We start from the raw sequence: 19,500 nt of genomic DNA, 5'->3' as shown, positions 1-19,500 counted from the left end.
GACGTTGATTATGCCAGACGTTGATTATGCCAGCTCCAATGCTTTATTCACGCATTCTTTATCATTTAATGTTTTATTCTTTCATGCCTTTTAACAGAACAACCACTACCGATAGGGCTACAACCACTATCACGATGCTCAGTATGGTATTTCTGTTCTTATCAGACCCGGCTTTTTTTGCGAAATCCCCCAGTTGAAATCCGTCAGTGGACCTGCTTTCAGAGGGGACCTGATCGCTCTCTTCTTCCAGTACCTCCTGGGTGGTATTGCCCGTTATCACAAACGAAGCATACCCTGGAACTTCTGAAGTGAAGTAGAGATATTCATCGCTCTCTCCTGTCAGTTCGGTGGATAGGGGAACCCAGACCTTTTTCTCATATCTGTTAAGCGTTATGGAAGCCGGGACTATGTCCATTTCCCGGACCCATTCTTTATTTACCCTGAAGCCCAGGGCACGGTTATCTATTTTGTTTGAGGTCGAATATCCTGCGTTTCCTACCCAGACATTAAAGGATTTGTAAACTTCGTCATCAGGCAGTTCCGATACAAGGACGGATTTTTCCTTTAACTGCTCAACAATGGTTGTGGTCCTGCCTGCGTTTTCAACTGCATGGAAGGCAACATAAACAACACAGGTTGCATTGTTTTTAAATTCAAACCTGACAGTTTCACCGCCTGAAATGGTTGCCCGGGAAATCTCTTTTGCTTCAACATTTCTCGGAGGTTCCGGAGAGACGCCGCCTCCGCCTCCACCGCTGCTACCTCCGCTGCTTCCACCACTACTACCTCCACTACTACCTCCACTGCTACCACCACTGCTGCTTTTATTGTCATCAGGTGTCAGAGAGGGACTAGGATCCGGGGTGGGAGTTGGTATAGGGGTTGGCGTGGGGGTTGGCGTGGGGGTTGGTGTAGGGGTTGGTGTAGGAGTTGGTGTAGGAGTTGGTGTAGGAGTTGGTGTAGGAGTTGGTGTAGGGGTTGGTTCGGGAGTTGGTGTAGGGGTTGGTTCGGGAGTGGGAGTGGGCTCAGGACCCGGAGTGGGAGTAGGTTCAGGGTCCGGAGTAGGAGTGGGTTCAGGGTCCGGAGTAGGAGTGGGCTCGGGATCCGGAGTAGGGGTCGGCTCGGGAGTAGGCTCGGGATCCGGAGTGGGCTCAGGATCCGGAGTAGGGGTCGGCTCGGGAGTAGGCTCGGGATCCGGAGTGGGGGTCGGCTCAGGCGTGGGTTCAGGAGCCGGAGTGGGCTCGGGATCCGGGGTGGGAGCCGGCTCAGGGTCTGGAGCGGGGTCTTGCTCAGGAGCCGGTTCGGGATCTGGTTCGAGAGTCGGCTCAGGATCTGTCTCGGGCGCAGGTTCTGAAGAAGGTTCAGGAGCAGGCGCGGTGTCATCATCTGAAACCGCCAGAGGCCCGTTATCAGCATAAAAAGCTGCAGCAACCGCACCGACGGCAATAACCTGAAGTGCAATGGCTACTGTAAATAAAATGGAGAATATTCTTTTTGCAGTCAGAATAACACCCCTATATTTTTGAATTCCGTTATGTTCGCACTATATAAATTAATATTTATTTTTTCCTCATATAACCGCTGGTTCCACTACATGGATTTTCACTTCCAGTGGTATGTAAAAAACGCTTCAGTTTATAGTCTTAATGGATGAAAAAACTGTAAATTTCTCAGTTAGATTTTTGATGTTAGTTGTTTTGTTTGAGAACCACTATCGATTAGTCTTAGTATATCAGTATGTTGTTTACTTTCAATCCTTGTTTTAATGGATCTTGCTCGCGAAAATTTGGGGACGAGTAATTATTTCGTTGAGTGTGAATGGACCCCCTGATGCGTATCAATCACCATGGATATCTGGCCATTTTTGCTTTTGCCTTTCTTACAGCTTCTGCCAGCCTTTCCATGCTCAGGAAACCACTCTGGCTGAGAACTGCACCGAGATATCCATCATTTTGATTGAACACAGGGTAATGTAATGGGTCCATTGTATACCAGCTAACATTTATTTCTTCTGGATAACCTGTCCTTTTTATGTTCATGCTTATTCACGTTTTATAGTTCACGTCCGTGAACTACCACTCAGCTAAAGACTGAAAGCTTCCTGTTTCATTCCTCCCTCTATCGAGGGTAAGTCTACAGGCTCTATTGGGGAGAAAATACGTTATTGAGTGATGGACATTTTTCGTCTAGCATAGGAAATGTCAAAGGAACCAGCAGAATATTATATACGGAATCAGGGTTTAAGTTGAAGCTTATATCCCGTGAGCTAAAGGCTCAGTGATTTTACGCGTCTTCACATAAATATGAGCAAAATCTGTGAAACAATTTTTCATAAAAATAAGAACCCCTTACCACTTTTTTACCTACCAATATACATATAAGGAAAGCATACCAAATTTTGCACCTAAGTGGTATTATGCTGGATATGCTCAGAGGTATTACGATTGATGACGTGACAACACGGGACATGGATGATGCAATCTGGGTGGAAGTCACGGAAAATGGGGGCTGGCACGTCGTGGTCATGATTGCGGACGTCGCAAAGGTCGTTCCGAAAAATTCAGAGCTTGATAGATTTGCAATGTCTCGGGTCGAGACCAGGTATTATGCAAACGGCAACAGCCCGATGTTACCCAGGCGGCTCGCAGACGGGAAGCTATCCCTATGGCCGGGAGAGGAGAAGTATGTCCTTGCCGTGGATATTATCCTCAATAGAGATTTGTCGATCCTCGAAACAGGGCTTTTACGGACTATAATGACAAGCGAAGCCCGGCTAGCATTCTCTGACGTCCCCCGTATTCTCTCTGATAGAGAGCACCCACAGCATGCTCTCATCAAGCTCATAAGCCAGCTCACAAGCGGCCTTTTAATGCAACGCCGTAGCCATGGAGCGCTCGCATTCTACGACCTGGGGAGGGGGCTGGTGACGAGTGAAGAAGGGTCGGTGCGGCAGTTGAGATGCAGAGGGGATACCATAGGCTACGTTATCATCCAGGAGCTGATGATTCTCGCTAACATGGCCATAGCAGAGTATGCGGTCAGAAATGACATCCCTATTCTTTTCCGTAACCATACAGCCCGGAGTGCCACCCCTGAGCGGGAGAACTTGCTGAAGTTGCTCGAAAGCATGGCTTTTATTCCTGAGGTAAACATAGCTGCCGTCAGGCATACCACGTACATGATGCTCAATAGAGCGGAATACGGCCCCGTAATCATGGGCCATTTCGGACTGAACCTCGGAGCGTATACACACTTCACCTCACCCATCCGAAGGTATGCTGATCTCGTGAATCACCAGCAGATCCGTGCATACATCCGAAAAGAGCCCTTGCCCCATTCTAAAGAAGAGATTCAGGCAATTGCATCGCATATCAACATGAGGCACATCGAAAACGACAGGGCTAAAAGCGAATACATGAAGGAAAAGGCATATAAAGAAGCTGAGTTGGCTATCCGGGGTAATCGGATCGAAGATGCAAACGATACAGACTTCGAGCGCATCACCAAAGTACTGATCCGGGAGGGTAAAGACTGCCCCGAGGCTTATTTCGATGCCTTTCTGAAACGCCTTGCCAAGCTGCCGGTTATCTGCGCAGGGCTGGTACTCCTGCAAGCTCCTGATGGCGAAAAATGGACTGAGCTTAAAATAGCGCTGCTGGAGGATATCGCAACCGCGCCTCAGAAAGCCGTCTCGGTCTTCGACATCGCACAACATATATCGGGCTGGCAGATGCCAGTATACGAAGTGACAGAAACTACGCGAAGCAACCTGCCTGCATTCACCGCCATAAGTGCAATTAGAATCGGTGACAGAGAGTACCGGTCCGCTGCATACGAAGACCTGACAAAAAAAGGTGCCATGCAGCAAGCGTCCGCAGGCCTTCTAGCAACTATTCTGGGCTTACCTGCTCCGAACTTGAAGATCAGGATAGAAGATTCGCCAGCCAGTCAGGAAGAAATAACAATTAATGCGTCAAAAGACCCAACAATTAACACGTCAAAAGACCCGATCTTTGCCCTGCAAGAATACTGTCAGGCAAAAAAACTTCCCTTGCCAGCTTATTCCTTTGAGATGGAAGGCGCAACCAACAGGCCAATCTTCACCTGTACCTGTACTTTTGGCTCCTCGACCAGCACCGGCCAGGCAGGAAAAAAGCAAAGGGCCAAAAGGCTAGCAGCCAGAGCAATGATATACACTTTAGTGACAGGAAGTTGATGCCGGTCTCGAGGTTGTAGTGAAAACTGCCATGGTTTTTTAGTTTCAATCCTTGTTTTAGTGGATCTTGCTCGCGAATAAAAAGTCTCAGCAGTTTGTATTGATTCACGGAACAGATTACAGTTTCAATCCTTGTTTTTGTGGATCTTGATCGGGAATAGGAATAGAGAAGAGATCTTGATCTACGGAAGAGCAAAAATAGTAAGAGCCGTTGAGATCTGCAAAAAGCGGAAATGAATTAAGCCATATCCACCTCTTAAAATAAGGAATGTCTCTTCTGCCAGATGTCACCGTAAACCACAGGTATTTATTGATGCAAATAAGTTATTAACTAATAATGATTTCTTACATAATGATTTCAAATCTATGGAAGTGAATAAATGGCAGAGGCATTAAATTCTGATAAGATAAAACCTTCTCCAACTCTTAACACTATTATTATGGTAGAAGATGCTATACAAAACAGCCCAAATAGTGTTATAACTATTCCGGAACTAAAAAAAGCGCTTCCTCGGCAGGTAAACCACAATACTTTAATGACTATTTTGGAATACCTGGAAAAAAGTAATAAAATAGCTGTTGGGTTAAGAGGGATAACCTGGATTCACAACACAAATCATAATTTAAGGAATGTTGCGATTTACGGACGCGAGCTATAAAACGTGAATAGCATGGAGCGTGTAAGTGTAAGATTAACTCCCGAAGCTGAGGAGGCATACGAATATCTGATAAGTAAGGCTTCGGACTCAAAGCAGGAAGAGACAATTCTTAATGCTTTTCATCAGAAAATAGAGTTAATAAAAAACGATGTTCATTATGGAAATCCAGTTGCTAAAAGATTAATTCCTTCAGAATATAAAACCAAATATGGAGTAAATAACCTGTTTAGAGTGGAACTCCCAGGCTTCTGGAGAATGCTTTACACACTTACAGCTGGTAATTCGGGCGTTGAAACTCTCGTAATAGTGATTGATATAATCGATCATAAAAAATACGATAAAGTATTTGGTTACAAGAAGTAAGTTTTTCCTTTTCTGCCGTCCTTCGGATCCGCTCCATGAAGACACATAGCAGGGTAAAGCCACAAGGAAAAAAAGGTTCCTTGTTTGGGCTCTGACCCGGCGAAAGGTACTTTTTTGGGTTTGGATTAATGAGACTGTTTCAATCCTTGTTTTAATGGATTTTGCTCGCGAATAACCCGTCCATCTGCGAGAGCTTGAATCCTCTCAAGTTTCAATCCTTGTTTTAGTGGATATGCTCTCGAATCTGTTTCTCAAATTAATAGTTTGCTTCTCAATCAGCGCGTTGGTCTCGTAAGACCAAATGAACAAAAACTTCAAAAGTTTTTTGAAGTCATATTATTTTCTAATGAATTTACGACTATTTTCAGGTAGCTTCAGATGGCGGAGACCAAGGTAATATTTCGCCAAATAAGATTAATGAATATGAAATCCCTCTCCAGCCTCTCACCATCCTAAAAAAATTGGGGAGGATATCGAAGCCGGGCGGATGCTCGTCGAGTACGCCAAAATGCTGATTGAAATTTACGGGCAAAAAACTCAAAAGAACATCGCCAAACTTTGGGCAGAATAATTAAAATGCTATGAACATCCAACCATAACAATATGCGAATCTATAAAATCATCTTTTTTGTCACAGCGGTTTCGCAGATTTTCAGCATTTTTTTCTCGTCTTTTAGCGGAGGCAGTAATTTCAATGAACTGCTCATCACCCCAGCCGGGTATACTTTTGCCATTTGGGGAGTGATAACCATGTTTTCAAGCATCTACGCGCTGCTGCATCTCTTTGGCACACGGACATTTTCAAGGCCGGTGTATCTCTGGCTCTCGTCGGTATACGTCTGTTTTACCCTCTGGCTCATGGCGGCTGAGCGGGAATTGCTGCTGTTGACGGTGCTCATTTTCCTCTTTATGTACTTCGCTTTGCTCAAGGCGTTTCCCCAACTATTGGAACAGGGTTTTGCGAATATCCAGGAGAAGCTATTCCTGCAGGGCGGAGTCGGGATGTATCTGGGGTGGTCAAGCGTTGCGGTGCTAGCTAATATCGGCGTGTATGCTTTTTCCTTTGGCATCCAGAGTAGCTCCCAGCTCGGAATCTATCTTCAAATGCTCCTCGTGCTTCTCGCGGCGCTCTCTGCGGGCTACGCACTCTATCAAAGCAAGCGCAACGCCGTGGTGTTCGCCACCCACTGGTGGGCCTTTGTCGGGATTCTCGTGGGACTTTTTTCGAGGGAGCAGACCGAACTCCTGATCGCCTAGACGCTCGTCTGCGTTGTCGGACTGAACGTGTTTTATTTCAAAAAGCGGTTGAGATCTATAAAAAATTAACAATTGAATAAACCAAAAACAAAAACCATTATTATCGCCATTATTTCCTTTTTTGTAGTTGCCCTGGTAGGTTTGTGGCTCTTCACTGTTTTGTGTGGGTTGAAAATAATTGCCTGGTTAAAATATGTTCAGATCAAATTGAGAACATCAAGCTTGAATGTGATTTTCAACAACATCTGTTCCTATATTTTGTGCATGCTACTTCTATACCAGGAAAATTTAAGTTAACCATTCGAAACATTGAAGAGCCGTTTTGGAGCAACTATCAGATTCAGGTCACGTTTCAATCCTTATTTTAGTGGATCTTGCTCGCGAATTATTACTTGTACCCTGTAAATCTCTTTGATTCGAGGTTATAGTATTTTTTCCGTATGTCGAATTATCCATTCTTTTATTTCTTCAATTGACATCTCATTTTCTGTTGTAGCCACTCTAATTATGAATTCTATCATCTCTTCATCTGTAGACGTAAACCTGTATCCTCCATCTTCAATAATAAAATTCATGGCTTCATAACCAGTTCTTTTATTTCCATTGAAAAACGGATGTTTTGCAACAATAGTGTAGACTATTACAGCGGCATTTTCGAAAATAGTATTGGATTCTTTTATCAAATATTCAAACATTAATTCTAAAGTAGCTAAAGAACGTATTGCGGGTGTATAATCATCCGGATCTTTAAATTTATCGTAATCTATAACCTTTTGATGAATTTTCAAAATCTCAATTAAGCTGATCAAAACATCACTTTCTTCCAAGTGCATCTAAAATGTTTTTATCTTCTACCAGCTTCTTTTCTAACCAGGCATCAAAATCATTTATATGAGATTCCTTATGTCCTTGTTTTTCTTCTTTTGGAAACATAGGACTGTAATCTTCTTTCTTTTTAACTTCCCCAATAAGTCTCTTAACTACTGAATTATAAGACTCTTCGGGAGCTAACTTTAACTCTTTAAGTGATTCCTTTACATCCGGATCTATAGCTATAGTAGACATGTATTATAATATGTTATAATAGAATAAATAAATATACCCACATTCCGCAGTAAAGTTTAGAATATTCACAATTGTTCTTGCTATCGATTTTCAATTAAAAGTGGATTTATTGGACTTTTATGCAGTAGGCAAAAGCAGGTAGTGTGTCAATTTTTCTGTAAAATTACAAATTTAAGAAGTTTTTGAGTCAAAAATTCGAGACCGATAGATTGGTTTTGCATACAGTCTCCTAAAAATTAACTTGGAATTACAGCAAATTCGCGACATTGCCCAGAAGTAATAATATGGTGTATTTAGAGACCAAAAAACGATATCATTCAATATTCGCCAAGTTCCATCATGGGCCAAAATTACTTTACTCTGTTTGAAAAACGCTGTCGGGAAAATCATTGATTTTTGAAAAAAATACCGCGGAATGTGGGATATACATTAAAGTTTGCTAATGTTGATTCTATTCAGGCCTGAAAGGCATCACCGGAAAACTGGTTTCAATCCTTGTTTTAGTGGATCTTGTTCGGGAATATCTCCGAATTTCAAAAATATCTGAGTTTCGGAGAGTTTCAATCCTTGTTTTAGAACCTATCCGAAAAGTCAGAATACACGTTGAAAAGCTATGACAGGCTTAAAATGTCTAAGTATTTACTCTATGTGTATATCCCTTACTGTGAATGGTACAATGGATCAAACATTTAATGATACAATGGATCAAACATTTAATGATACAATGGATCAAACATTTTTTGGGTAGACTCTCAACCCACTCTAAAAAATGAAGAGCCATCTTCTTTATTTATATCCCCAATATACTCACGGTATATTACGTACTTGCCATTTGCTTTCTTTATGCATCTAACCCCAAGCCCACTCTTCTTTATCATGGCTTTTCTTTTCTCGGCATCGGATTTATCAAGCCCAAAATAACTGAGTTCGTCGAGCATGTAGGTTTTACCGTTAAAGTTCCTGAAAGTTTTATGCATAGCGACACCGAAGCTATATCTTTTTTGAATGAAGAGTAAAGGCTGTCACTCACTTTCTTTAATCTGATATACAATTTCGCTTCCATCTTCCCCTGTTTTCCAGATACCGTCACTACCTATTATATAATCATCAGTTTCAGAAATGTCAGAATCGTGATCTTGTATTTCTTTAATTGCCTCACCAATTGTAATAGGTCCACTTGCATTATCCGGGATATGAATCAGTTCATCCAGTCCTTTTTTCGTGATTAATGCAAGTTTTTTCAGTGCTTCTATTAGAGTCATTTCTGTCATGGTTTTTATTCCTCCTTCCAGAAGTTCTTTTCTTATTCTGCTATAATACAGTTTAGGTCTCTTCCTGTATGTCTTGTATCTTCACACTTCCTTTCAGGATGTTATTACGCTCAAGATCAGGAAAAGAGTGACTTATCTTTTTTCAGCTCTCCCCTTTTCTCTTCCGGATGTCTCTAAGACTCTTTACCACACTTAGGATATACTATTGGCTGTTATAGAAGTTTCGATAAATATTAGTGTCGGACATCTACACAGGTCACAACACTTTTCGGATAGGCTCTTAATCTCTAACGAGTTTTCTAATCAATTGCAATCTATTAGTGCATTCATGCGTTCGTGTTTTACTTTAATGTTTCAATCTCTAACGAGTTTTCTAACCGATTGCGATTTTAAAAACAATCGGTTCGTAGTTTTCAGTAAATTCAAGTTTCAATCTCTAACGAGTTTTCTAACCGATTGCGATTTCCTCCTGTGGTTTCTAAAACTACATTACCATATAGTTTCAATCTCTAACGAGTTTTCTAACCGATTGCGATTATGTAGTAGGAGGGCAGGGCTTATTTGAAATTCCTGTGTTTCAATCTCTAACGAGTTTTCTAACCGATTGCGATTTGGATATACAGACGGCGCTAGGGAAAGGAATTGTAGTTTCAATCTCTAACGAGTTTTCTAACCGATTGCGATTATTCTCCCTTGTAAGTGGCCATGAGGACTCCAGAGGTTTCAATCTCTAACGAGTTTTCTAACCGATTGCGATCCTAGTATATTCCTCTCTTCTCGCGGATATTGCAAGTTTCAATCTCTAACGAGTTTTCTAACCGATTGCGATGTACTGGTATGCGGGGATTACAACGTTTGGTTTATTCGTTTCAATCTCTAACGAGTTTTCTAACCGATTGCGATATACCCCTTATGAATCCGTACCCCTTACAATAAAATAGTTTCAATCTCTAACGAGTTTTCTAACCGATTGCGATTGTTTTCTTTTTGGATCAAGAGGCCGAGTATCAAGGGTTTCAATCTCTAACGAGTTTTCTAACCGATTGCGATTTTCCCGTTTACCCTCTCGTACAGCACCCCTTTACTGTTTCAATCTCTAACGAGTTTTCTAACCGATTGCGATCTCAGAAATTCAGATATCTTTGAAATTGTCGGAGAAGTTTCAATCTCTAACGAGTTTTCTAACCGATTGCGATTATTATGTTTCTAATCTGCCCATCCTCAACCATGGAGTTTCAATCTCTAACGAGTTTTCTAACCGATTGCGATGTATGATGGTTCTAAGAACTGTGTAGTTTCAAATTGGTTTCAATCTCTAACGAGTTTTCTAACCGATTGCGATGGCAGATGTATACTGTTCAAAAGACTGCCAGGAGAAAGTTTCAATCTCTAACGAGTTTTCTAACCGATTGCGATGCGGCTGCTTTCAGATGATGAGTTAATCGTAGATGTGTTTCAATCTCTAACGAGTTTTCTAACCGATTGCGATCCATACAGTTTTTTCAGTTCTATCCATTTTTACGGAGTTTCAATCTCTAACGAGTTTTCTAACCGATTGCGATATAATTTTTTGATCGAAACTGTCATAACTTATTGTTCGTTTCAATCTCTAACGAGTTTTCTAACCGATTGCGATTTTCCTGTAATGCTTTTGTTATGTTCAACATCCGAAAGTTTCAATCTCTAACGAGTTTTCTAACCGATTGCGATCCTCTGCGCCGTTTTCGACAAGTCGAGGGAGGACAGGTTTCAATCTCTAACGAGTTTTCTAACCGATTGCGATCTTTCAGGCCCTTTCCGTAGTTATTGTCAGTTTCGTTTCAATCTCTAACGAGTTTTCTAACCGATTGCGATGAACCGAGTCATATAATGACGTGGCAAAATTAAGTTTCAATCTCTAACGAGTTTTCTAACCGATTGCGATTTGACAACTCACTTTTTTAAGAACATAGGGAAAAGTTTCAATCTCTAACGAGTTTTCTAACCGATTGCGATTACGCATTCGATCCGCGAGACGAGGACAATACAAAAGTTTCAATCTCTAACGAGTTTTCTAACCGATTGCGATTCGCTTAATTTGAGATCTTTATTATACCATGTTTTAGTTTCAATCTCTAACGAGTTTTCTAACCGATTGCGATCTACAAGCCGGACGTTTACAATCCTGATCATGATATGTTTCAATCTCTAACGAGTTTTCTAACCGATTGCGATTAAGCCCGCTTCGCTTGAAGACTTCCCCGAGAATGAGTTTCAATCTCTAACGAGTTTTCTAACCGATTGCGATAAACAAGGGCAATTCCTGTTACCGGGGTCACAATTTGTTTCAATCTCTAACGAGTTTTCTAACCGATTGCGATGGTGACGTTGAGACTATAGATAAGGACGTTTCATTGTTTCAATCTCTAACGAGTTTTCTAACCGATTGCGATATCACTACGGAATGTGTGCCAACATTGAGATTGACGTTTCAATCTCTAACGAGTTTTCTAACCGATTGCGATCTTGATAAGATCCTGGAAGTAGTTAGCGTTGAGAGGGTGTTTCAATCTCTAACGAGTTTTCTAACCGATTGCGATCAAACTGGGTTTTGTTCTGTAGAATCCTCAACTGAATGTTTCAATCTCTAACGAGTTTTCTAACCGATTGCGATAAGAAATAATACTTTTTATAAATGTGGTCAGATGAAAGTTTCAATCTCTAACGAGTTTTCTAACCGATTGCGATGCCCGAAGGAGGCAGTTTGATGGCAAGACTGCCATAGTTTCAATCTCTAACGAGTTTTCTAACCGATTGCGATATGCAGCAGAGCAGAATAATAATGTTCAGATTTTGGGTTTCAATCTCTAACGAGTTTTCTAACCGATTGCGATTTTCTGATTCATAGATATGAAAGTCTGTTAATTCTCGTTTCAATCTCTAACGAGTTTTCTAACCGATTGCGATTCTTCTCCCTGCGACTCCTGAATAATAACCTGATTGGTTTCAATCTCTAACGAGTTTTCTAACCGATTGCGATCTTGATAAGATCCTGGAAGTAGTTAGCGTTGAGAGGGTGTTTCAATCTCTAACGAGTTTTCTAACCGATTGCGATGGAATAATAACCATGCCCCCACTTATCCCTCCAATAGTTTCAATCTCTAACGAGTTTTCTAACCGATTGCGATACAGCCGAAATAATAGCCTGAAGATCGGAATCATTACGGTTTCAATCTCTAACGAGTTTTCTAACCGATTGCGATCCACGCGTACATTTCGCCAACCTGGGCTAATATCTCCGTTTCAATCTCTAACGAGTTTTCTAACCGATTGCGATCTGTCATGTCGGCGGTTGCCATTCCAACATCGGCCATGTTTCAATCTCTAACGAGTTTTCTAACCGATTGCGATTTTTCCCCATTAACATAATACCGTGCGATATCTATGTTTCAATCTCTAACGAGTTTTCTAACCGATTGCGATACAGCTACAGGAGGCACAGCAAGACAGTATCTATTGTTTCAATCTCTAACGAGTTTTCTAACCGATTGCGATTCTGAATATCCAGACAAAACATCGTTATATATAAAAGTTTCAATCTCTAACGAGTTTTCTAACCGATTGCGATACAGTAATAGTAAATCCACTTTCTACACTATGCGAGGAATTGTTTCAATCTCTAACGAGTTTTCTAACCGATTGCGATGATAATCCAGGAATTCCCAGATTCCACGACAGGTAGTTTCAATCTCTAACGAGTTTTCTAACCGATTGCGATACCCGTTATGGGGTTCTTCAACCTGATCAAAATCAAGGTTTCAATCTCTAACGAGTTTTCTAACCGATTGCGATAGTAATAAATTATCACAGGTTCCCATCACATCTTAAGTTTCAATCTCTAACGAGTTTTCTAACCGATTGCGATTCTGCAATGGGCGGTACGGTAGGCACTATTTTGTTTCAATCTCTAACGAGTTTTCTAACCGATTGCGATGGAACTAGAAATAAGCGTTCAGTCTGGCAAGTTAAGTTTCAATCTCTAACGAGTTTTCTAACCGATTGCGATATGGCTTACACCTTTTCGTGTGTGCTTCTTCATTATGTTTCAATCTCTAACGAGTTTTCTAACCGATTGCGATGTGATACGGGACAAGCCTAATCCTCAGAAGGATAAGTTTCAATCTCTAACGAGTTTTCTAACCGATTGCGATTAATTGAGTTCCTAGACAATACTAATTTTTTCCTTTGTTTCAATCTCTAACGAGTTTTCTAACCGATTGCGATATAACTAATTTTACCTACGTGAAAGTAATATATAATAGTTTCAATCTCTAACGAGTTTTCTAACCGATTGCGATGATACATGGACAGCGAAAACCACTCCTGAAAATAACGTTTCAATCTCTAACGAGTTTTCTAACCGATTGCGATTTTTCAATCCACCCGTAGCCTATCGCGGTTTCAATTTGTTTCAATCTCTAACGAGTTTTCTAACCGATTGCGATTTTGCCGGAAGCGGTACTGTAGGAGAAGTATGCAAATGTTTCAATCTCTAACGAGTTTTCTAACCGATTGCGATATCATTATACTTATCTAATCTATCTCTATTTGTATGTTTCAATCTCTAACGAGTTTTCTAACCGATTGCGATTTACTTTCCCAAAATCAAGAAGAGTATGAAATTTAGGTTTCAATCTCTAACGAGTTTTCTAACCGATTGCGATGGCATGAAAATAAGGGTTTTTTTTCGTAATAACCCTTTCTAAAACCTCAAAAAATAATCATTAATTCCCAAACCTCTTGCGTACAGAGAATATATAAACATCAATGTAAAAAGCTGTTAAACAATGTTTGACTTTTTATCTGGAGTCTTTTGGCCGATGTCTACAATATTTTTTACGCAACGGTCACAAAGGCTATAGATGCGTACTTTATCAGTAGACTCAATTTCTGTTTTGATTTCATCTTCCATTTCTACACGTTGCACTGCAGTAATATCAAGTTCGAATACGCTGTACTGTTTCCATGCACCGTATTTTTCAAGGATTCTATAAACCCTGTTACGAATCTTATTGTCGCTTATATCATATGTAACTACTAGCCTCATCTTTTAAACACCAGAGGATAATACATAGGAAGTTCGTTTGTGATAGCTTTTCGTAGTAATATTGCCTGCATCCTGACCGCTTTTCTTCGGGAAACCTGATACTTAAAATGAGGATGCATAAATTCTTCTTGCATATATTCATCAAACTTAGCGAGATATGTTTTAAACGGATGTTCTTTCAGATGGTTATCCACCTGGAAATCATCATGTGTCAATTCCTTACGGTTAATTAACCTTAACACAAATGCATCACAGAAAACGGGTCTAAACTCCTCCATCAAATCGAGTGCAAGAGCCGGCCTTCCATGTCTGTCAGCGTGAAAAATTCCCAGGTAAGGATCGAGATTGTACTGTCTAAGTGCACTCAAAACCTCATTTTTCATCATTGTATAAGTGAGTGACATGAGAGCATTGATATGGTCTTCAGGAGGTCTTTTCGTTCTTTTCTCAAAAGTCCAGCCGTCGATCAGGCAATTGTTAAGATGCCTAAAATAGAATTCAGCAGCTTCACCTTCGTAGCCTCTCAGTTCATCAGAAGTCTTAACTTCAGCAGTTTTTGATTCGATCTCATCTAATATTTTAAGTTCTTTGATACCTTTCCGACTCAAAAGAGTTCTTGAATTTCGGATTTTTCCGGATATTATCCTCTGGGAGATTGCAAGGCTCTGGAAATCTGTAAGTGCGTATTGCTTTCTTCGAACTTCAGCAATGGTATTACGCTCAGGTATAAAGCTGCCCCTGTATTTCCCGTAAAAATTAAAGTAATTCAGTGTAACCCCGTGTTCGTTTGCCTGGGAAACAAAAGGAGTGGTGAAATTAACATTCCCGAAAATATTGATTGTATTTACCTTTCCTATTGGATAGGAAGCCAGTTCTCCCTCTTCTTTCTGGTAAACAGAAATGCGCCCTCCGTCAATTCCAACAGTTGACCCCTGCTTTGTCACATAGATTACATCGTCGTCCAGAATCCCCTCACTCGCTTTCACTTTATCTTCTCCAGTATTTTTGTTTCAAATGGCATGCAGTACTGAATCACACTGCACTTTTTACACTTATTCAAATTATCTGCAAAATCAGGAATATTATTTAATTTCATATTCTGGATTGCTGAAATTGTATCCAGAACCGCTTCTCTGTGCCAATCTGTTATCTGAATTGCATAGCGTTCGTTAGTGCCAAAAAGATGTAAATATCCAAAAGTTACTGGCTCTTCCAGATAATCTTCCAAGAGCATACAGTAAGCAGCCAACTGAACCTCATCATTTTCATAGTAGGAATCGCCATGCTTACTTTCTACTGGAGTTAAAGTTGTTTTTCCTTCCAGTAAGTCAATTTTACCATGTAATTGGAGTTTTTCAGATCTAAGGTAAATTTCCTTATACCAACCGCCTCTCCTACCTTTGTTTTTATGTTTTGAACGGCCATCTGCAAGGTAAAAATTTATTTCCTGTGTATCATAAAACATGAGATAATAAAGGCGTCTAGCACAGTAAAGGTACTGGTTAAGGTCGGAAACATTGACCAAAGAGTCTTCATCCATAGAATCACTCACTTTGTAGAAAGTAAATTATGAATAACGCAGTCTACATAAATCGCATCAAGACCAATTGCCAAGCATCCATCCTTATAGTTTAAAAGTACAGTGTAGTCGTCAATATTGTAATAATTCTTTGAAATTTTAGAGGTATTTGACATGTATCTACAAAAAAATCCTTTTGACTTAATTTTGTTCACTATTGTAGACATGTCTAAAGAATCTTCAGAGTTGTTTTTTCCAACAACCGGCAGCAATCCATAAGCTTTTTCAGGTTTCCTTTCAGATTCCCCAAAATCTATTTGACTTAGGTTTCTACCAGCAATTTTCACATATCTTGGTTTTTCAAGAATATTCTTAATAATAACATAGCCTGCAACTCGTTCAGAGACATCATCTATTTTTTTGTGGTATTTATCAGGGACAGATCGCTTGAATTGTTTTTTTGGGAGAATATCCATTTCAGCCCATCTTAAAAGAAAAAAGACATCGTAAAGACCAAATTGATCATTTTCAGGATCATAGTACGCTATGTCTAGAGAGCTGCCTCTAAAACTCCCGAGTTCTTCGATAATATCCAGAATTTCAGATTTAGTCGTTTTCTCAAGAAATCCTACAGATTCTAGAATCTCGTGAGAAGTCCGACCTGTATGAATAAAAAAATGTTCTTTAATCAACTCAAGACCTTGGCGGAAATAATTTTCGTTCTTATCTGATGGTAAACCTCCTTTCTGTGGTTGAAATTGACATCCATTTTGACTAATTCTTGCCTCTTTTACACCAATTCCAAAAGCATTTTTGTATATATACTCATAAGCTTCAAGGTAACCATACCTCCATCTAAAGTTCTCAATAATTTTTGGATCATGCATTGAAGATTTTATGTTTTCTTCTAATTCGGCTCTTGATAAGTTCTCAAAACTGCCGAAGTGATTTACTACCTCAGAAGCTGCAAAACAAACTGACCTATATTTTACCCCACTAATTGGATTTCTGAGTCTACCGAAACGTTGTAAAAACTCACTTATACTGTGTGCTGAAAATATCAATCTTGATATTGCAGACTCTCCCTTAAAATCAATTCCAACTTCAATGGCTTTGTTCCCTACAAGAATATCAAATGAATCTTCCATTGAGTCCTTTCTAAAACCACTAACTTCACAAATCTTCCAGTTAGTTTGATTTCGAAGGGCTTCGGCTAGAACTGCAACTTCATGAGCACTATCTAGTGTCGTGTCACCGATGGGAAGTCTTAAGCGTTATATTGAATGATCTTCATAAGTATCATTCATGATTAAATATACTGTGACACTTACCGAAGATGAACGTAGATCTCTTTGTGAACTTGCTTCAAAGGGAAAACATAACTCTCAACAAATTCTCAATGCTCTGATTTTGCTTAATTGCGATAAAAGTGAATTGAATGTTAGCCATTCAACCAATGAAGAAATCTCACGTGTCCTGAATATTAGTATGAAAAAAATTGACCGTGTTAAGAAGAGATTTGTTGAAGAAGGTCTTGAAGTTGCCCTTAACGGGAAAGAAAGCGAGCGCATTTATAATAAAAAAGTTGATGGTGATCTTGAAGCCCATTTAGTCGCCCTTAGTTGCAGTCAACCCCCTGAAGGTTTTGCAAGATGGTCGTTAAGATTATTAGCCGATAAGGCTGTAGAACTTGGTTATTTCGAGGAAATTTCTCACGAAACAGTACGCCGTACTTTAAAAAAACGAAATCAAACCCTGGCAAAGGAAACAATGGGTAATTCCTCCAGAACAAAACAGTAGCTTTGTTGCGAATATGGAAATGGTTCTGGACGTTTATAAACGTCCATTTGATCCACGAAATCCTGTTGTGTGTATGGACGAATCCCCAAAACAATTGATTGCAGAAACCCGGATCCCTATCCCCTGCTCAACAGGGAAGCCAGAAAAGTACGATTATGAATACAAGCGAAATGGAATGTGCAATATATTCCTTGCCTGTGAACCGTTGACAGGGAAAAGAATGGTAAAGATCACTGAAAGAAAAACAAAGAGAGATTGGGCTTATTTTCTCGAAGAAATAGAAGTTCAACATGAAAATGCAGATAAAATTACGTTAGTAATGGACAATCTAAACACGCACATACCTGGATCTCTCTACGAAACATTTCCACCACCAAAAGCAAAGGCGCTATGGGACAGATTTGAGTTCGTCTACACGCCAAAACATGGAAGCTGGTTGAACATGGCAGAGATTGAACTGAATGTACTTACAGGTCAATGTTTAAAAAGGAGAATGGATAACATCGAGTTTGTCAGAAAAGAAGTTTTGGCATGGCAAAATTACAGAAACAACAAAAATTCAAAGGTTAAATGGCAATTTACAACAGATGATGCAAGGATAAAATTGTCACGTCTTTATCCGACTATTGAGGATTGACGCGACACTAGTATAATCGCCAGCCTTTCATTGCCCTTAAAATCCTTTATCCACTCTAAATCCTTTAATAAAAATTCTCCAGCCATAAAACGCGGTGCATGTTTAAACTCAAGCTCAACTTCTGGCATGATGGGACGCTCATCAATAATTAAACTATTGATATTGGTTTGAGCAGAGTCAATGAAATTGCCACCAATCACCTTTTTTATTTTATAGGAAATATTTTCATTCGGTGTTGCACTGAGAAATACAAATTTTCTCAGTGCAGTATCCTCGGTGATCAAAATATCGTGCAAAAGAAACAAAATAATATCTGACTGCTTTAAATCATATAAATGAAATTCATCAAAAACAACAGTATTTATATGATTTTTGAATACAGATTTCAGATACTCATTGAAAAAATATCCTTTAAGTGCATAAACAAATATATCAGGATTTGTAACAATTATGCCTCCACCATCGAGTGCCATTTTACGAACCATGTCTTCTAAAATTTCACCTTTTGTTATTCTGTACGAATACTTTTCCTGTTTCAGCCCAAGGGTTTCAGCTGTCACAAACTCAATTCTTTTATTCGAATTCAATGATTTTTTCAGATTATTTATGGACAAATACTGATCTTTTGCAAGTGCATTTGTAGGATATAAAGCTACAACTACTCCCAAATCATTTCCATTTAATGAGGGTACTGCCCATGAATCTGTTTTTCCAGACCCAGTAGGAGATGTAAGGAAAAGAAAAAATTCATCAAAATTGCGAATTGAATCTCTTGCAATTATTTGATGAGCATAAGGATAACGATCATTGTATAGAGGTTCCGCATTATACCTCGGAATACTGAGCTCCTCAACAATCAATTCCTTATCCTCCTTAAGAAGCGCACTTCAAATGGGAGTATTTCATTACTATCTATTTTTAAGTAATCCCCTGAGAACCTAGATTTCTTAATTATATCAAACGGCTGCATTCTCTTAAAAGAAATATCTCCCAATGGTATCAAATTAGTATCCTCAGCTAAAATTGGGTGTGTAGTTGTGTAAGTTCCATTTGAAACTGAAACATCAACCTCACTCCATTCAACTAAGGCTTTGCAACGTTTTTTGCCTAACCTGATATATGGAGGCATATCCGGTTCAGTGCCATCAAACGTTAGTACGTAAAATAAAAATCTTGCACCGGGTTGAATTTGTTTTCTCGCACCGTACCTAGGGATATTGGCATCACTATCAATTTTAGTAGGCACGTTTGATTGGACATAATCATCTGAACGTGAATTATAAATTTCAGTAGTAAGTTCTGCAAAGTTTATCAGCTTAGCAGGTGTAACATATACACTATTAACGAGTTCTTCGGTGTCTTCAATATAATCTGGATTTTGCTTTGCTGAACCCTTACCTTTTTTTATAGGACGATTTATATAATTTCCTTTTGCATAACCAAGGGCATAGTAAAGTGCAGTGTTTAATATTACAGGTTCAGTGGTATAATTATCTCCAGGTTCCAGGGAAGCAAAGAACAGTTCACTCATCAGTTCTATTATTCCCTTAAACGCTCGAACCTGAACTTGGGAAGGTAGCTTTTGAAGACTACCTACTAAATTTGCTTGAGCATTTCTGGACATTGT

At 39.7% G+C, this 19,500-nt stretch carries 20 protein-coding genes, 1 pseudogene and 1 CRISPR repeat array; of the genes and pseudogenes, 7 read left to right on the top strand and 14 right to left on the bottom strand.

The genetic code is table 11. The features are described from left to right. Positions 1–73 precede the first annotated feature (73 nt). Both MSMAS_RS18060 and MSMAS_RS19400 read right to left on the bottom strand, forming a co-directional pair. Entirely contained in the window at positions 74–682 is a 609-nt protein-coding gene (locus tag MSMAS_RS18060) for a PGF-pre-PGF domain-containing protein (protein ID WP_175413402.1), read from the bottom strand. Continuing rightward, the gene (locus MSMAS_RS19400) at positions 565–834 is read right to left on the bottom strand and encodes a hypothetical protein (RefSeq protein ID WP_048045580.1); all 270 of its coding nucleotides are present in this window, start codon (positions 832–834) and stop codon (positions 565–567) included. Before MSMAS_RS19400 ends, MSMAS_RS18060 begins: the two co-directional genes overlap by 118 nt. Before the next feature lie 29 nt (positions 835–863). Here MSMAS_RS19400 and MSMAS_RS19160 point away from each other — a divergent pair, with 29 nt between their 5' ends. Further along, on the top strand, positions 864–1,418 hold the full coding sequence (locus MSMAS_RS19160; protein WP_162009644.1) for a hypothetical protein: 555 nt from the start codon (positions 864–866) through the stop codon (positions 1,416–1,418). Positions 1,419–1,841: 423 nt separating this feature from the next. Here the strand turns inward: MSMAS_RS19160 and MSMAS_RS04035 are convergent, their stop codons facing one another. Further along, a complete protein-coding gene (locus MSMAS_RS04035) occupies positions 1,842–2,039 on the bottom strand; it encodes a hypothetical protein (RefSeq protein WP_011032495.1) in 198 nt (65 codons plus the stop codon). A 98-nt stretch (positions 2,040–2,137) separates the two neighbouring features. On the opposite strand from MSMAS_RS04035, the pseudogene MSMAS_RS19905 reads away from it, so the two are divergent. The 4 genes and pseudogenes from MSMAS_RS19905 to MSMAS_RS04020 form a co-directional block, all read left to right on the top strand. Then, positions 2,138–2,249 (top strand): annotated as a pseudogene (locus MSMAS_RS19905) (IS200/IS605 family transposase); the annotation flags it as partial. Positions 2,250–2,416: 167 nt separating this feature from the next. Next, entirely contained in the window at positions 2,417–4,216 is a 1,800-nt protein-coding gene (locus tag MSMAS_RS04030) for an RNB domain-containing ribonuclease (protein ID WP_015411176.1), read from the top strand. A 380-nt stretch (positions 4,217–4,596) separates the two neighbouring features. Further along, entirely contained in the window at positions 4,597–4,875 is a 279-nt protein-coding gene (locus MSMAS_RS04025) for a hypothetical protein (protein ID WP_048039367.1), read from the top strand. 12 nt (positions 4,876–4,887) lie between these two features. Further along, the gene (locus MSMAS_RS04020) at positions 4,888–5,238 is read left to right on the top strand and encodes a hypothetical protein (RefSeq protein WP_015411177.1); all 351 of its coding nucleotides are present in this window, start codon (positions 4,888–4,890) and stop codon (positions 5,236–5,238) included. A gap of 611 nt (positions 5,239–5,849) precedes the next feature. On the opposite strand, the gene MSMAS_RS19155 is transcribed toward MSMAS_RS04020, so the two are convergent. After that, positions 5,850–6,002 (bottom strand): hypothetical protein, encoded by a 153-nt coding sequence (locus tag MSMAS_RS19155; protein ID WP_015411178.1) that lies wholly within the window; start codon positions 6,000–6,002, stop codon positions 5,850–5,852. Here MSMAS_RS19155 and MSMAS_RS04015 point away from each other — a divergent pair. Continuing rightward, the gene (locus tag MSMAS_RS04015) at positions 5,989–6,495 is read left to right on the top strand and encodes a hypothetical protein (protein ID WP_155395332.1); all 507 of its coding nucleotides are present in this window, start codon (positions 5,989–5,991) and stop codon (positions 6,493–6,495) included. The genes MSMAS_RS19155 and MSMAS_RS04015 overlap by 14 nt on opposite strands. 422 nt (positions 6,496–6,917) lie before the next feature. Here MSMAS_RS04015 and MSMAS_RS04010 read toward each other — a convergent pair whose 3' ends face one another. The 8 genes from MSMAS_RS04010 to cas3 (MSMAS_RS03975) form a co-directional block, all read right to left on the bottom strand. After that, a complete protein-coding gene (locus MSMAS_RS04010) occupies positions 6,918–7,328 on the bottom strand; it encodes a type II toxin-antitoxin system death-on-curing family toxin (protein WP_230628143.1) in 411 nt (136 codons plus the stop codon). After that, a complete protein-coding gene (locus tag MSMAS_RS04005; protein ID WP_011032502.1) occupies positions 7,309–7,560 on the bottom strand; it encodes a DUF7557 family protein in 252 nt (83 codons plus the stop codon). The genes MSMAS_RS04010 and MSMAS_RS04005 overlap by 20 nt, the downstream gene beginning before the upstream one ends. A 752-nt stretch (positions 7,561–8,312) precedes the next feature. Next, entirely contained in the window at positions 8,313–8,537 is a 225-nt protein-coding gene (locus MSMAS_RS04000; RefSeq protein WP_011032503.1) for a hypothetical protein, read from the bottom strand. Between the two features lie 45 nt (positions 8,538–8,582). Further along, positions 8,583–8,831 carry a hypothetical protein gene (locus MSMAS_RS03995; RefSeq protein WP_011032504.1) on the bottom strand — a complete coding sequence of 83 codons (249 nt, stop codon included), beginning with the start codon at positions 8,829–8,831 and terminating at the stop codon, positions 8,583–8,585. Positions 8,832–9,108: 277 nt separating this feature from the next. Continuing rightward, positions 9,109–13,534: direct repeats of the CRISPR family, unit length 37 nt; unit sequence GTTTCAATCTCTAACGAGTTTTCTAACCGATTGCGAT. Between the two features lie 116 nt (positions 13,535–13,650). Further along, a complete protein-coding gene (cas2, locus tag MSMAS_RS03990) occupies positions 13,651–13,917 on the bottom strand; it encodes a CRISPR-associated endonuclease Cas2 (protein ID WP_048041808.1) in 267 nt (88 codons plus the stop codon). Further along, positions 13,914–14,903, bottom strand: coding sequence for a type I-D CRISPR-associated endonuclease Cas1d (cas1d, locus tag MSMAS_RS03985; protein ID WP_048041809.1), 990 nt, complete (start codon positions 14,901–14,903; stop codon positions 13,914–13,916). Before cas1d ends, cas2 begins: the two co-directional genes overlap by 4 nt. Then, entirely contained in the window at positions 14,900–15,457 is a 558-nt protein-coding gene (cas4, locus tag MSMAS_RS03980) for a CRISPR-associated protein Cas4 (RefSeq protein ID WP_050035455.1), read from the bottom strand. The genes cas1d and cas4 overlap by 4 nt, the downstream gene beginning before the upstream one ends. A gap of 8 nt (positions 15,458–15,465) precedes the next feature. Beyond that, the gene (cas3, locus tag MSMAS_RS03975) at positions 15,466–16,695 is read right to left on the bottom strand and encodes a type I-D CRISPR-associated helicase Cas3' (RefSeq protein WP_080942065.1); all 1,230 of its coding nucleotides are present in this window, start codon (positions 16,693–16,695) and stop codon (positions 15,466–15,468) included. A gap of 46 nt (positions 16,696–16,741) precedes the next feature. Between cas3 (MSMAS_RS03975) and MSMAS_RS18050 the strand changes: the two genes are divergently transcribed. Beyond that, positions 16,742–17,873 (top strand): IS630-like element ISMma9 family transposase gene (locus tag MSMAS_RS18050; protein ID WP_076611411.1). Its coding sequence is split into 2 segments (ribosomal slippage): positions 16,742–17,175 and positions 17,174–17,873, totalling 1,134 coding nucleotides; the frame shifts between segments, so codons are not numbered across the junction. Here MSMAS_RS18050 and cas3 (MSMAS_RS03960) read toward each other — a convergent pair. Continuing rightward, positions 17,852–18,733: a type I-D CRISPR-associated helicase Cas3' gene (cas3, locus tag MSMAS_RS03960; protein ID WP_048046329.1), complete on the bottom strand. Its 882-nt coding sequence runs from the start codon at positions 18,731–18,733 to the stop codon at positions 17,852–17,854. The two genes, MSMAS_RS18050 and cas3 (MSMAS_RS03960), sit on opposite strands and share 22 nt — an antisense overlap. Further along, positions 18,730–19,497, bottom strand: coding sequence for a type I-D CRISPR-associated protein Cas5/Csc1 (gene cas5d, locus MSMAS_RS03955; RefSeq protein ID WP_050035458.1), 768 nt, complete (start codon positions 19,495–19,497; stop codon positions 18,730–18,732). Before cas5d ends, cas3 (MSMAS_RS03960) begins: the two co-directional genes overlap by 4 nt. Positions 19,498–19,500 lie beyond the last annotated feature (3 nt).

The organism is Methanosarcina mazei S-6 (assembly GCF_000970205.1).
In the GTDB taxonomy this organism is placed as follows: Archaea; Halobacteriota; Methanosarcinia; order Methanosarcinales; family Methanosarcinaceae; genus Methanosarcina; species Methanosarcina mazei.
This window is presented reverse-complemented; position numbering and strand designations above follow the sequence as displayed.